Here is a 13048-nt window from a genome sequence, read left to right as displayed (position 1 = left end):
ATCCAGGCCTGTAGTAGAGTCGTACCGCATCGGCTTCCCGTTCTGAAAATAGCGAGCTTTGGAACTTCTATTCTCTCGAACGGGAAGCCGATGCCTCTGAGCGACACACCCGAATCAGACCTTATGAATAACGCTCTTTGCAGTCATTAGATCTTCTCGCTCGCGTGATCAATTCCATCGATAGAGATGTCGTCAATCTCTTTTATGCCATCGCGACGGTCGCTCTTCTGGCATTCGCTGTGTCCGGTAGTGATCATGATGACGGCCGGTTCGCTGCCGACGATTATTCCGCTTGCATTGATTGTCGTCCGAGATCGTTGCCGCGCCGCAGGCAAGGAAATGAGCTCATCCATACGGGGTCATTCACGATTCTGGGCGGTATGCGGGCCGACTCTTATTGCGGGATTTCTCGTATGGCCGAGGAACGACGCGGCATCGCTGCTCGGCAATACCGCCGTCGTGGCCGTGTCCGCCTTGTCATTGCTCCTGCTGTTCCCGATCGCCTCGCGGCAGAGGGACAAAGCGCAGTGGTGGACTCCACCAGGAGCGGCCAGGCAGGCTTATGCTGCCGCTGTCGGGCTGCACAGACGAACCCTGTCGATTGAGCTTGAGGCGATGGAGCGAGTATTCGCTGAGCAGGGTCGCGGAAAGTCGCGTCCCGCGACGCGCGAAAGCCCTGCATCTAGCGGCGGCGGATCCGTCGGGCGCTGACGATCGATCCGTCGCGAACGGCCCGATCGCGGCGGATCGGACGGGCCGCTCGTGACGGATCGATGCCCGCCAGGAGAGCGGGTGCGCCGTGCGTGAGGCGGTAGCCTCGACGCATGCCGGAAATCGATTGGAAGCCTCGTTCGCGTACCGTCACGGACGGCATCGAGGCCACGACGTCGCGCGGGATGCTGCGGGCCGTCGGAATGGGCGATGACGACTGGGAGAAGCCCCAGATCGGCATTGCGTCGTCCTGGAACGAGATCACTCCCTGCAACTTGTCGCTCGAGCGCCTCGCACGCTCCGCGAAGGAGGGCGTCCACTCCGGCGGCGGCTACCCGTTGCAGTTCGGCACGATCTCCGTGTCCGACGGCATCTCGATGGGCCACGAGGGTATGCACTTCTCGCTCGTCTCGCGGGAGGTCATCGCCGACTCCGTCGAGACCGTGATGATGGCCGAGCGCCTTGACGGCACCGTCATGCTCGCAGGCTGCGACAAGTCGCTCCCCGGCATGCTGATGGCCGCGGCGCGCCTGGACCTCGCCGCCGTCTTCGTCTACGCCGGCTCGATCGCCCCGGGCTGGGTCAAGCTCTCGGACGGCACCGAGAAGGACATCACGATCATCGACTCCTTCGAGGCCGTCGGCGGCGTGAAGGCCGGCATCATGTCCGAGGAGGACGCGAAGCGCATCGAGTGCGCGTTTGCGCCGGGTGAGGGTTCGTGCGGAGGCATGTACACCGCCAACACGATGGCGAGCGTCGCCGAGGCGCTCGGCATGAGCCTCCCCGGCTCGGCCTCGCCCGCCGCCGCCGACCGGCGCCGTGACTACTTCGCCCGCAAGTCGGGGGAGGCGGTCGTGGAGTTGTTGCGCACCGGCACAACGGCGCGCGACATCCTGACCAAGGAGGCGTTCGAGAACGCGATCGCGGTCGCCATGGCGTTCGGCGGCTCGACCAACGTCATCCTGCACCTGCTCGCGATCGCCAACGAGGCCGAGGTCGACCTCACGATCGACGACTTCAACCGCATCGGCGACACGATCCCGCACATCGGCGATCTCAAGCCGTTCGGCAAGTACGTGATGAACGACGTCGATCGCCACGGCGGCGTCCCCGCCGTGATGAAGGCGCTGCTAGACGCGGGCCTGCTGCACGGGGACTGCCTCACCGTCACCGGGAAGACGGTCGCCGAGAATCTTGCCGAGATGGATATCGCGCCGCTGGACGGCGAGGTCATTCGCACCCTCGACAACCCGATCCACGCGACCGGCGGCCTCACCGTGCTCAAGGGTTCGCTCGCTCCGGAGGGGGCAGTCGTCAAAACGGCCGGTTTCGACGCCTCGGTCTTCGAGGGTCCCGCGCGCGTCTTTGAACGAGAACGGGCTGCGATGGACGCGCTGACCGAGGGGCGGATCGAGAAGGGCGACGTGGTGGTCATCCGCTACGAGGGCCCGAAGGGCGGCCCTGGCATGCGCGAGATGCTCGCCATCACCGCTGCCATCAAGGGGGCAGGGCTCGGGAAAGATGTACTACTGTTGACCGACGGACGATTCTCGGGCGGCACAACCGGCCTGTGCATCGGCCACATCGCTCCCGAATCGGTGGACGCAGGTCCCATCGCATTCGTTCGCGACGGAGACCCGATTCGGGTCGATATCGCCGCTCGCTCGATCGACCTACTCGTCGACGAATCCGAGCTCGCCGCCCGCCGAGAAGGCTGGGCACCCTTTCCCCCGCGCTACACCCGCGGTGTTCTCGCCAAATACGCCAAGCTCGTCCGCTCGGCAGCCGAGGGCGCTGTCACCGGGTGACCCGGCCAGCTCCGGCCGCCGCGCACTCGCGTCTCCCCGGTACCTCCCCTTGAGTTTTTCGCCCTGGGGTCGGTGCCCGCCGCCGCACCACCTCCCGAAGGAATCGACACCCGCATGACCCCGGACCCGTCCGCCGTGCAGCCCGCACCGACGCCCCAACCACCCCGTCCCGCCGCCGCCTCTGGGGCCGCCCCCGCGGCCGAGGTCCTCACCGGAGCGCAGGCGGTCGTCCGCTCGCTCGAGATGCTCGGGATTGAGGACGTCTTTGGTCTGCCCGGCGGCGCGATCCTCCCGGTCTACGACCCGCTGATGGACTCGTCGAAGATCCGGCACATCCTGGTCCGCCACGAGCAGGGCGCCGGACACGCCGCCGAGGGCTACGCGTCGGCGACCGGCAAGCTCGGTGTCTGCATCGCGACCTCGGGCCCCGGCGCGACGAACCTCGTCACGGCCATCGCGGACGCATACATGGATTCGGTGCCGATGCTCGCGATCACCGGTCAGGTGTTCTCGACGCTGATGGGGACCGACGCGTTCCAGGAGGCAGACATCGTCGGCATCACCATGCCGATTACCAAGCACTCCATCCTGGTGACGAGACCGGAGGACGTCCCCTCGGCCCTCGCCTCCGCCGCGCTGATTGCTACGACGGGGCGCCCCGGCCCCGTGCTGGTCGACATCACGAAGGACGCGCAGCAGGACCAAGCGCCGTTCCTCTGGCCGCCGAAGATCGACCTGCCCGGCTACCGCCCTGTCACCAAGGCGCACGGCAAGCAGATTCAGGCCGCGGCGCAGCTGCTGACCGAGTCGAAGAAGCCAGTGCTGTACGTGGGCGGCGGCATCATTCGCGCCCGGGCGGCGGCCGAGCTGAAGGCGTTCGCCGAGGCGTGCGGCGCTCCCGTCGTCACCACGCTGATGGCGCGCGGCGCATTCCCGGACTCGCACGAGCAGCACCTGGGCATGCCGGGCATGCACGGCACCGTCCCCGCGGTGCTCGCGCTCCAGGAGGCCGACCTGATTCTTGCGCTCGGCTCCCGGTTCGATGACCGCGTGACCGGCAAGGCGGCGCTGTTCGCTCCGCACGCCAAGGTCGTGCATGTGGACATCGACCCCGCCGAGATCTCCAAGATCCGCACGGCCGACGTGCCGATCGTGGGCGACCTCAAGGACGTTTTGCCCGATCTCACGAATGCGTTCGCCAGGGCGAGCGCGGCCGGCCGCGCTGAGACCACCGAGTGGTGGAGCTACCTCAAGGGGCTGCAGACGGAGTTCCCGCTCGGCTACTCCGAGCCCGACGACGGCCTGCTCTCGCCGCAGTACGTGATCAAGCGGATCGGTGAGATCACCGGGCCCGAGGGCGTGTTCGCATCCGGAGTCGGCCAGCACCAGATGTGGGCGGCGCAGTTCATCCAGTACGAGCGCCCGAATTCATGGCTGAACTCAGGCGGAGCCGGCACGATGGGCTACTCCGTGCCCGCGGCAATGGGGGCGAAGGTCGGCGAGCCCGACCGAACCGTGTGGGCGATCGACGGCGACGGCTGCTTCCAGATGACGAATCAGGAGCTCGCCACCTGCACGATCAACGACATCCCGATTAAGGTCGCGGTGATCAACAACTCCTCGCTCGGCATGGTGCGCCAGTGGCAGACGCTGTTCTACGAGGGCCGCTACTCCAACACCGACCTCAACACGGGTCATGACACCATCCGGGTGCCCGACTTCGTGAAGCTCGCCGAGGCGTACGGCGCGCTCGGCATCCGCGTCACCAAGCCGGAGGAGATCGACGACGCCATCCGCCTCGCCATCGCCACCAACGACCGGCCCGTGGTGATCGACTTCGTCGTCAGCCGCGACTCCATGGTCTGGCCGATGGTCCCGCAGGGCGTCTCGAACAGTTACGTCCAGTACGCCAGAGACCACAGCCCGACCTGGGACGACGAGGAGTAGACCCGCATGACGCACCACGTTCTCTCCCTGCTCGTCGAGGACAAGCCGGGACTGCTGACGCGTGTCGCCGGGCTGTTCGCCCGCCGCGGCTTCAACATCGAGTCGCTGGCGGTTGGCCCGACCGAGATCGCGGGCCTCTCTCGGATTACGGTCGCCGTGGACGTCGAGGACTTGCCGCTCGAGCAGGTCACCAAGCAGCTCAACAAGCTGGTCAACGTGATCAAGATCGTCGAGCTCGACACCGACCAGTCTGTCCAGCGCGAGCACCTGCTCGTCAAGGTCCGCGTCGATAACGTCACGCGCTCGCAGGTGCTCGAGGCCGTCACGCTCTTCCGCGCCCGCGTGGTCGATGTGGCGACCGACGCCCTGGTGATCGAGGTCACGGGCGACACCGGCAAGACCAATGCGTTCCTGCGCGTGATCGAGCCCTACGGTATCAAGGAGATCGCCCAGTCGGGTCTGCTCGCCATCGGGCGCGGCTCCAAGTCGATCACCGAGCGCGTCTTCAAGAACTGACCGTTGCCCCACTACAGAAAAGGATTCACCACGTGACCGAGCTCATCTATGACGCCGACGCCGATCTCTCCATCATCCAGTCCAAGAAGGTTGCGATCGTCGGCTACGGCTCCCAGGGCCACGCGCACGCGCAGAACCTCCGTGACTCGGGCGTCCAGGTTGTCGTCGCCCTGAAGGAGGGGTCCACGTCGACCGAAAAGGCCGAGGACGACGGCTTTGAGGTCAAGAGCGTCGCCGACGCCGCCGCGTGGGCCGACCTGATCATGATCCTCGCGCCGGACCAGCACCAGCGCTCGATCTTCAGCGAGCAGATCGCGGACAAGCTGACCGAGGGCAAGACCCTCGCCTTTGCGCACGGCTTCAACATCCGCTTCGGCTACATCGAAGCGCCCGCGGGCGTCGATGTGATCCTGGTTGCGCCGAAGGCACCCGGCCACACCGTGCGCCGCGAGTTCGTCGCCGGCCGCGGCATCCCGGACATCATCGCCGTCGAGAACGACGCCTCCGGCACCGCGTGGGACACCGCGAAGTCGTATGCGAAGGCCATTGGCGGTACCCGCGCCGGAGTCATCACGACCACCTTCACGGAGGAGACCGAGACCGACCTGTTCGGCGAGCAGGCCGTGCTCTGCGGCGGCACCTCGCAGCTCGTCCAGTACGGCTTCGAGACTCTGGTCGAGGCCGGTTACCAGCCTGAGATCGCCTACTTCGAGGTGTTGCACGAGCTCAAGCTCATCGTGGACCTGATGTGGGAGGGCGGCATCGCCAAGCAGCGCTGGAGCGTCTCCGATACCGCCGAGTACGGCGACTATGTCTCGGGCCCGCGCGTCATCGACCCGCGCGTCAAGGAGAACATGAAGGAGGTCCTCGGCGATATCCAGAGCGGGGCCTTTGCCAAGCGCTTCATCGCCGACCAGGACGCGGGCGCGCCCGAGTTCCAGGAGCTGCGCGCTCGCGGCGAGAAGCACCCCATCGAGGAGACTGGCCGCGAGCTGCGCAAGCTCTTCGCCTGGAAGCAGACCGACGAGGACTACACCGACGGCAGCGTCGCGCGCTAGTCGCTTCGCGGACCGAGGGAACCCCGGTTCGTGGTGGGAGCCCGTGAGCGCGGGCTCCCTCCACGGGTCGGGGTTCCCTCGCGTTGAGGGGTGGTGCGGACGAGGCGGCGGAGGCCGCCCTGGGGCGGGACGAGGACGGGCTCGGGCCAGCGGGGGGAGAGGTGGTCGCCGAGGGTGACGCGGCGGAGCTTGCGTCCGACGAGCGGGAGCACCCAGTCGGCCGCCCAACGCTGCTGGTCGCGCAGCCGCTCGCGCAGGCTGAGCGGCTCGGGTGCCTCCCAGGGGCCGGTCGAGATGCTGTGCGGGACGCCGAGCGTGTCGAGTACGCGGCCCGCGAGGACGCGGTGGCCGCGTGTGGAGAGGTGCATCCGGTCGCTCGCCCAGAGCACGGGGGAGCCGAACTCCTGCATCCGCCAGTAGTCGACCAGGATTCCGCCGCGCTCGCGGGCGATCCTCCGCACAGCGCTGTTGTAGAGGCGGTTGCGGCGCACGAACATCCGCGGGGCAGGCAGGCCCGGGATGTCGAAGCCGGTGAAGAGCACGAGGGAGGCGCCCGTCGTCGCGAGCGCGTCGACCAGTGCCTCATAGCGCGCGATCAGGTCGGTCATATCGGTGCCGAGATCCAGGATGTCGTTGCCGCCCGCGTAGAGCGTGATCAAGGTCGGCCGCAGTGCCAGGGCGGGAGCGAGCTGCTCGTCGACGATCTGGCCGAGGCGCTTCGAGCGGATGGCGAGGTTCGCGTACCCCCAGCCGGGCTCGGCCTTCGCCAGGCGATCGGCGACACGGTCGGCCCAGCCACGAACGCCGTTCGGCAGGCGCTGGTGCGGGTCGCCGACTCCCTCCGTGAATGAGTCGCCGAGGGCGACGAAGCGGCGGCGGTCCTCCATTCGCAGAGCCTCCCACGCCGGGGAGGACGCCGGGTGTCCGACGGGTGACGGGGAGGCGGCGGCGGGCTCCGAGCGTGCTGCGAGGAGCGCGCGGCTAGGGTGTTGCGGTGATCGATGGCAGACCGGGCCGCTCCCCGGAGGACGACGACGCGGTGAGCGCTGCACTGCGGGGCGACGCGCTGCGCTCCGACCCAGAGGAGGACGCGGCAGAGGAGGCCCTGGAGTGGGCGGGCGAGGGCTCGGACCCGACGCTCGCCGCGGGTGAGGCGCGCGCGCGCCGCGCGCCGCGGGTGACGGCCGGCGACGACGTCTCCGAGGACTCCGGTTCCACGGACGAGGACGACTCCGCGGACGCTGTCTCCTCCGCCCTGCTGATCGCCTCGGGCATCGCGGCCGGTCTCTACCTCCTGTACGCCATCGCCTGGGGCATCACCGCGACGCGGCAGGGTCCGACCGTCGCCGGTCGATTCGAGTCGGCAGACGGTCTGGGCCGAGGACTGTACTCGCTCGGCCTCTGGCTCGCGGTCGCCGCGCCACCCGTCTGGTTCGCCGTCGTGCTGCTCGCGAGCCGCGACTCCCGGGTGCGCACTCGCGTGCTCTGGCTCGTCGCCGGGCTCGTCCTGCTCGCTCCGCTGCCCTTCCTGAAGGGCGCGTGATGACCGACTCCACCCGGGCCACCCTCGGCGGGACCGGACGGCGCGACCGGCCTCGTCGGCTCCTGCTCTCCTCCGTGCTGCTCGCCGTCCTCTTCGCACTGTTCTTCGCCTGGGACGTGTGGGAGGCGGTCGGCAACCTGGTCGGGCTGCGCAGCTACGCGGCGCTGCTGGGCACCGACCTCACCCCCACGGGATGGACGGTGCTGCTGGTCGGCCTGGTGCTGCCGGTGGTGTGCTTCGCGATCGCACTCGTCCTCGGACGCCGCCGCGGGCTCCTCGCGCGGGTCGGGATCCTCACCGCGGCCCTTTGCCTCTCGGCCGCGCTCTCACTCGACGTGCAGCTGGTTGTCGGCGTCGAGAGGCTTATCGCGCTGACCTGACGCTCCGCGTCACGCGGCCCGGGGGGCGGGCGCCCCTCCGCTACAGTGACGGGGGGCTGTCGACCCCGCTGTCGGTGCCCGCTCCGTCCCCTCTCCGAAGGAAGCGCTTCTCGTGACAAAGCCGGTCGTCCTGATCGCCGAAGAACTCTCGCCCGCCACCGTGGACGCGCTCGGTCCCGACTTCGACGTCCGGTCCGTGGATGGCACCGACCGCCCGGCGCTGCTTGAGGCTCTCGGCTCGGCGCACGCGATCCTGGTGCGGTCGGCGACCCAGGTCGACGCGGAGGCGATCGCCGCCGCTCCCTCGCTCCAGGTGATCGCGCGCGCGGGAGTCGGCCTCGACAACGTCGACATCACGGCGGCGACGGCTGCGGGAGTGATGGTCGTGAACGCGCCGACCTCCAACATCATCTCGGCCGCGGAGCTGACCGTCGGCCACATCCTGAGCCTCGCGCGCCATATCCCGGCGGCACACAACGCCCTCGCACAGGGCCTGTGGAAGCGGTCGAAGTACACCGGTGTCGAGCTCTACGAGAAGACGGTCGGCATCATCGGGCTCGGCCGCATCGGTGCGCTCATCACCGCACGCCTGCAAGCGTTCGGAGTGGACGTCGTCGCCTACGACCCGTACGTCACGAGTGCGCGTGCCCAGCAGCTCGGCGTCACGCTCCTCCCGCTGGAGGAGTTGCTTGCTGCGAGCGACTTCATCACCATCCACATGCCGAAGACGGCCGAGACGACCGGGATGATCTCGGACGAGCAGCTCGCGCTGATGAAGCCGACGGCGTTCCTCGTCAACGTCGCACGCGGCGGACTGATCGACGAGGATGCGCTGCACCGTGCCCTGGTCGCCAAGACCATTGCCGGCGCTGGGCTCGACGTGTTCGTGAAGGAGCCGCCGACTGACTCGCCGCTGCTCGCCCTCGAGAACGTGGTCGTCACTCCACACCTGGGGGCCTCGACCGATGAGGCGCAGGAAAAGGCGGGAGTCTCGGTCGCCCGCTCGGTCCGGCTCGCGCTCTCGGGCGAACTCGTGCCCGACGCGGTGAACGTCGCCGGCGGCGTGATCGACGAGTATGTGCGCCCGGGTATCCCGCTGATCGAGAAGCTCGGCCAGGTTTTCTCGGGCCTCGCCGACTCGCCCGTCACCTCTATCGATGTCGAGGTGCGTGGCGAACTCGCCGACTATGACGTCAAGGTACTCAAGCTCGCGGCACTCAAGGGCGTGTTCACCAACGTCGTGTCCGAGACGGTTTCGTACGTCAACGCGCCGGTGCTCGCGGAGCAGCGCGGCATTGAGGTGCGCCTCATCACGGATGCGGTCTCGGACGAGTACCGCAACGTGATCACGCTGCGGGGGGCGCTCTCGGACGGCTCGCAAATCTCGGTCTCCGGCACGCTGACGGGCACCAAGCAGGTCGAGAAGATTGTGGCGATCAACGGGTATGACGTCGAGGTGCCGATCGCGAAGCACCTCGTGGTTATGAGCTATGTCGACCGTCCCGGCATTGTCGCGGTGTACGGGCGCGAGTTCGGCGAGGCTGCGGTCAACATCGCCGGCATGCAGATCGCACGCACCGAGGCGGGAGGCAAGGCGCTCTCGGTCATTACCATCGACTCGCCTGCGCCCGACGGCCTGCTCGAGAAGGTCCGCGTCGCGATCGACGCCGACCTGATGCAGGAGATCGACATCACGCAGCAGTAAGGGTGCGGGCTGGTGCAGTACACCGGTGCCCTGTTCGCAACCGAGGTTGAGCGCGCGGGTAGCGGCCTGAACGGGTTGGACTCGGTGGCTCAGCCTCGGTTAGTTACCGCCTCGATCCACATCGGTCCTGGCGATGACGGCCTGCTGGAGGAACGCCCTCGTTCTCAATCACCGTGCGTGATCTCATTAACATCATCGGCGGGCGGGCGATCCTCAAGTGACGTGTCTTATTCATTCCAGCGCGGGTCCGCTTTCGCGCTTGTGAATGAAACGATCAATATTGCCGTTAATCCTTTGGATTGACTCCTAAAAAAGTATTATAGAGGCTTATGCAAAATTCAGGAGGGATCCATAAAAAGCCCTGATCGGAAGCACTTTCTTTGCGCATGTAAAAGTATTTGCATAAGCCTCATTGATTCATAGTGGCAAGAATGGCGTACAGCACACCCTCGCACTAATTCTTCCTAGCGCCTCATGTTCGGTAAATATAATAGTAAGGAGTTGTCTCAAAGAAGTCTTGACATCCCAGCCATTATTTCCTGAGGCTTGAGGCGAGCTTCGCCTTGGTCCTCTGCGCGCAAGTTGTGCGGAGAGGACAACAAAGGGATGGTTTCGCGTGAGGGCATGTTCGTCGATGTGCTGCGTGGGTAGCGCGGCGTTGCTCCTCGTGTGGGTATTAGCGGAATATGCGCCTAAAGGGGAACAAAACGCGCCATTAGCACCGTTGCGATCCTCGCGAGTTACCCTCATGTCATGGAAATTCAGCGCTTGCGATACTTTGTCGCTGTCGCTAGGGAGCAAAGTTTTACTCGAGCATCCGAGAAGCTGCACGTCACTCAGCCAGGCGTGAGCGCTCAAGTACGCCTGCTCGAGTCTTTCCTTGGTGGATACCTTTTTCGTCGCGTATCGGGAGGTGTCAGACTGACTGAGTTGGGCGCCTGGCTACTCCCTAGGGCGGAGAAGCTTCTGAACGAAGCCGCCGAGTTGCGGTTAGAGGCGATGCACCACGCCGCAACAATCCATGGGGTGGTGATGCTCGGGATCGTGCCCTCGGTGAGGGCACAGCTTGTACCTATCCCAAGTGCGATCTCTGAATTTTCCTCTAAGAATCCGCTTGCGACAGTCGAAGTGTACGAACGGCCGAGTGGTGATCTAATCGCGTCCCTTCGTAGAGACGAGCTAGACCTTGTCGTCGTAGGAGGCCCAATAACTGATGATAAAACTTTAGCTAAAGCAAGTTTGGGTGCTGTGCCATTGTGTATAGTCTATCGTCGCGACAGCGTAGAAGGTCTTCACCCACCGCTAACCGACCTAACTTGTCTTTCTGGGAATTTGCTCCTCAGTCTCCAAATCGGATCTCCTGCAAGGATGAAGATCGACCAGGTCCTTAATCATGCTGGATTCAGTGTCGACTATCAGTCCCAGAGTCCCGCCCTGCTCCACGATCTTGTCGCCGAGGGCCTGGGTCTCGCAATTCTTCCACAAGGTCTACTTCACCCCGATTCGCGCGACCTGATCGAGGTTCCGCTCAGTGAGCGTCACTTTGGTTGCATCCCGCTTTACCTGCTCTGGCAAGCCAAAGCTACCAATAAACCGTCGGCGGTCGAGTTTCGAAAGACTATTCTCCGGATCCGGGCGGAAAGCCATCGAGAATTGGACAACGGTGACTGAATGTCGATAGAAGACGACTGAAGCCAGAAATTTATCCAGCAAAACTTTTCATGCGTGATCAGGGTCTCCTCTTACTGGGAATAGCTTGAAGCTTAGCTGATTTCTGTGTATACTTCCTCGAACAAGCAGCGTGAATTTCCCTAAGGTCAGGGTCTACCTACGGTGGAGGGTCACGTTGCTCATCCAAAAGACGTTGATACGCCTCAAGCTATCTTGAGCGACGCTGATGTCTCGACCTCTTGCCAATTTGATGAACTCGGGCTGCTCACCATGAAGCAGCGCCTCGCGCCCGACGGAGTCGTGCTGGAACCCGGCATCGTCGAAGCCGATCGGTGGTGCCAGAACAACGGTGCGCAGGCAGAGAGCGCGACTAGGTCGGCCGTCGCCCCGGGTATAATTTTCTCAGTTGGCGCAGGCAAGAGTTGCCTCACCAACGTCTCCAGTCGGCGAGATCCGGCGACAAAGGCACTGCGGAGGGCCCCGTCGTGGTCTCTGCTAGGCGGAACCGGAGTCTTTCACCTCGCTCAGCACAGCGACTAGCTCGTCGTGTCCGATGCGTGTCAGGTGGGGCGAAGGAGGTCCCCACGCCGCTAAAATTCTCGCGCTCAGCGCATCCACGTCGAACTCGGTAGATGGGACGGCGAGCGACCAGCGCGTCGCCAGGACGCTCAGGGCCGATTCCGTCTCTGAAGGCAAGCCGACGGCGGTCAGGACGGCACTCGAGGCCGCCGTTCGCCGGCGCGCTGATCCCCAGGCCCGAACCCCGAGGTGTGCCCGCCGATCGATCACGGGTAGCAGCGCGCGAAGGCAGCTAACTTTGGACGTGCCGGTGACCGTGGCGAGTTCGTGTGCAAGGAACCAGCCGGGGAAGGCGAACGCGGAACGTCCCGCGTGCATCGCGGGTGCGTGGCTCAATCCACTGAGGCGGGCGACCTCGAAAAGGACGTCGTCGGCAACCGGCTCGCCCCTGTGCACTGAAATTTCGTCGCCGAGGACGGCCAGCCGGGCCGCCGTGGCGAGCGCGAGTTGGTCAGCGCCGAGCTGAGCCGTCGGGCTTGCATGGGGTTCGATGGTGCGTGCGAGGGCTTCGAAAATACCGGAGAGAATCGCGTTGGTGCTGAGCGAGCGAGTGAAGTCGGCGTCGAGGACGGCCACGTCCGGACGCAGGACGTCACCCGAGACAAGAAATCGGCGGCCACCGGCGGCGAGGACGGCATTAGTGTTGCGCTCGGATCCAGTACCGAGCGTTGTCGGAAGCGCGATCAGCGGCACGTGGGATGGCGCAGTGACGAGGCGCACGTGGCCCGCAGCCAACTTCGTCGGTGAACGCAGGTCGGCCCCGGCTGCTGCTGCTCGGACCAGTTTCGCGTGATCAATGACCGATCCTCCGCCAAGCGCCACTGCGGCTGAACAGTTTCGAAGCAAAGCCGCATCGGCGAGAACCGCATCGAGTTCAGGCGGACCGCTCGTCGGACGTACAAGCGGTTCGCGTATCCCCTCACGAAGTGCCTCGAGGGCCCCCTCCGCGGGCGGTGTACCAAGGAGGGCTTGATCGGCGAAGACGATGATCCTCGAGTACGTGGAGCACTTAGCGGCACTGCCTCGCGCGCAGAGTGCGCGTACGGTCTCGGCGCAGAATCCTCTCAAGAGAGAAGTGTTTGTTATGGGAGGCATAAGTAATAGTCCCTTTCTGTTGTGACGTCATCATC

11 protein-coding genes are annotated in these 13048 nt (G+C 65.4%); 8 read left to right on the top strand and 3 right to left on the bottom strand.

Features of this window, described 5'->3' with window-relative positions; genetic code table 11:
- Positions 1–146: 146 nt before the first annotated feature.
- Complete coding sequence (locus HRF29_RS13415) at positions 147–353, bottom strand: hypothetical protein (protein ID WP_173249342.1); 207 nt, start codon at positions 351–353, stop codon at positions 147–149.
- Positions 354–824: 471 nt separating this feature from the next.
- On the opposite strand from HRF29_RS13415, the gene ilvD reads away from it, so the two are divergent.
- The 4 genes from ilvD to ilvC all read left to right on the top strand — a co-directional run bounded on the left by ilvD (position 825) and on the right by ilvC (position 6040).
- Positions 825–2519 (top strand): dihydroxy-acid dehydratase, encoded by a 1695-nt coding sequence (ilvD, locus tag HRF29_RS13410; protein WP_173249341.1) that lies wholly within the window; start codon positions 825–827, stop codon positions 2517–2519.
- A gap of 114 nt (positions 2520–2633) precedes the next feature.
- On the top strand, positions 2634–4466 hold the full coding sequence (locus tag HRF29_RS13405; RefSeq protein ID WP_173249340.1) for an acetolactate synthase large subunit: 1833 nt from the start codon (positions 2634–2636) through the stop codon (positions 4464–4466).
- Between the two features lie 6 nt (positions 4467–4472).
- Complete coding sequence (gene ilvN / locus HRF29_RS13400) at positions 4473–4982, top strand: acetolactate synthase small subunit (protein WP_173249339.1); 510 nt, start codon at positions 4473–4475, stop codon at positions 4980–4982.
- A gap of 32 nt (positions 4983–5014) precedes the next feature.
- The gene (gene ilvC / locus HRF29_RS13395; protein WP_173249338.1) at positions 5015–6040 is read left to right on the top strand and encodes a ketol-acid reductoisomerase; all 1026 of its coding nucleotides are present in this window, start codon (positions 5015–5017) and stop codon (positions 6038–6040) included.
- Here ilvC and HRF29_RS13390 read toward each other — a convergent pair.
- Complete coding sequence (locus HRF29_RS13390; protein ID WP_173249337.1) at positions 6037–6927, bottom strand: SGNH/GDSL hydrolase family protein; 891 nt, start codon at positions 6925–6927, stop codon at positions 6037–6039. The genes ilvC and HRF29_RS13390 overlap by 4 nt on opposite strands.
- 107 nt (positions 6928–7034) lie before the next feature.
- Here HRF29_RS13390 and HRF29_RS13385 point away from each other — a divergent pair, with 107 nt between their 5' ends.
- From HRF29_RS13385 to HRF29_RS13370, 4 genes are all read left to right on the top strand, one after another.
- Entirely contained in the window at positions 7035–7583 is a 549-nt protein-coding gene (locus tag HRF29_RS13385) for a hypothetical protein (RefSeq protein WP_173249336.1), read from the top strand.
- Positions 7583–7963, top strand: coding sequence for a hypothetical protein (locus HRF29_RS13380; protein WP_173249335.1), 381 nt, complete (start codon positions 7583–7585; stop codon positions 7961–7963). The genes HRF29_RS13385 and HRF29_RS13380 overlap by 1 nt, the downstream gene beginning before the upstream one ends.
- Positions 7964–8075: 112 nt before the next feature.
- Positions 8076–9668: a phosphoglycerate dehydrogenase gene (gene serA / locus HRF29_RS13375; protein ID WP_173249334.1), complete on the top strand. Its 1593-nt coding sequence runs from the start codon at positions 8076–8078 to the stop codon at positions 9666–9668.
- Between the two features lie 753 nt (positions 9669–10421).
- The gene (locus tag HRF29_RS13370) at positions 10422–11339 is read left to right on the top strand and encodes a LysR substrate-binding domain-containing protein (RefSeq protein ID WP_173249333.1); all 918 of its coding nucleotides are present in this window, start codon (positions 10422–10424) and stop codon (positions 11337–11339) included.
- Positions 11340–11834: 495 nt separating this feature from the next.
- Here the strand turns inward: HRF29_RS13370 and HRF29_RS13365 are convergent, their stop codons facing one another.
- Positions 11835–13013: an iron-containing alcohol dehydrogenase gene (locus tag HRF29_RS13365; protein ID WP_246227044.1), complete on the bottom strand. Its 1179-nt coding sequence runs from the start codon at positions 13011–13013 to the stop codon at positions 11835–11837.
- Between the last annotated feature and the right edge of the window lie 35 nt (positions 13014–13048).

The organism is Rathayibacter agropyri, assembly GCF_013249015.1.
Lineage (GTDB): Bacteria > Actinomycetota > Actinomycetes > Actinomycetales > Microbacteriaceae > Rathayibacter > Rathayibacter agropyri.
The sequence above is the reverse complement of the archived record's forward strand: the minus strand, read 5'-3'. Positions and strand labels throughout refer to the sequence as shown.

Coding starts and splice junctions, on each gene's coding strand:
- HRF29_RS13365 (WP_246227044.1), bottom strand. CDS start 13,013: ATGCCTCCCATAACAAACACTTCTCTCTTGAGAGGATTCTGCGCCGAG.
- ilvD (WP_173249341.1), top strand. CDS start 825: ATGCCGGAAATCGATTGGAAGCCTCGTTCGCGTACCGTCACGGACGGC.
- ilvN (WP_173249339.1), top strand. CDS start 4,473: ATGACGCACCACGTTCTCTCCCTGCTCGTCGAGGACAAGCCGGGACTG.
- HRF29_RS13405 (WP_173249340.1), top strand. CDS start 2,634: ATGACCCCGGACCCGTCCGCCGTGCAGCCCGCACCGACGCCCCAACCA.
- HRF29_RS13390 (WP_173249337.1), bottom strand. CDS start 6,927: ATGGAGGACCGCCGCCGCTTCGTCGCCCTCGGCGACTCATTCACGGAG.
- HRF29_RS13370 (WP_173249333.1), top strand. CDS start 10,422: ATGGAAATTCAGCGCTTGCGATACTTTGTCGCTGTCGCTAGGGAGCAA.
- HRF29_RS13380 (WP_173249335.1), top strand. CDS start 7,583: ATGACCGACTCCACCCGGGCCACCCTCGGCGGGACCGGACGGCGCGAC.
- HRF29_RS13415 (WP_173249342.1), bottom strand. CDS start 353: ATGGATGAGCTCATTTCCTTGCCTGCGGCGCGGCAACGATCTCGGACG.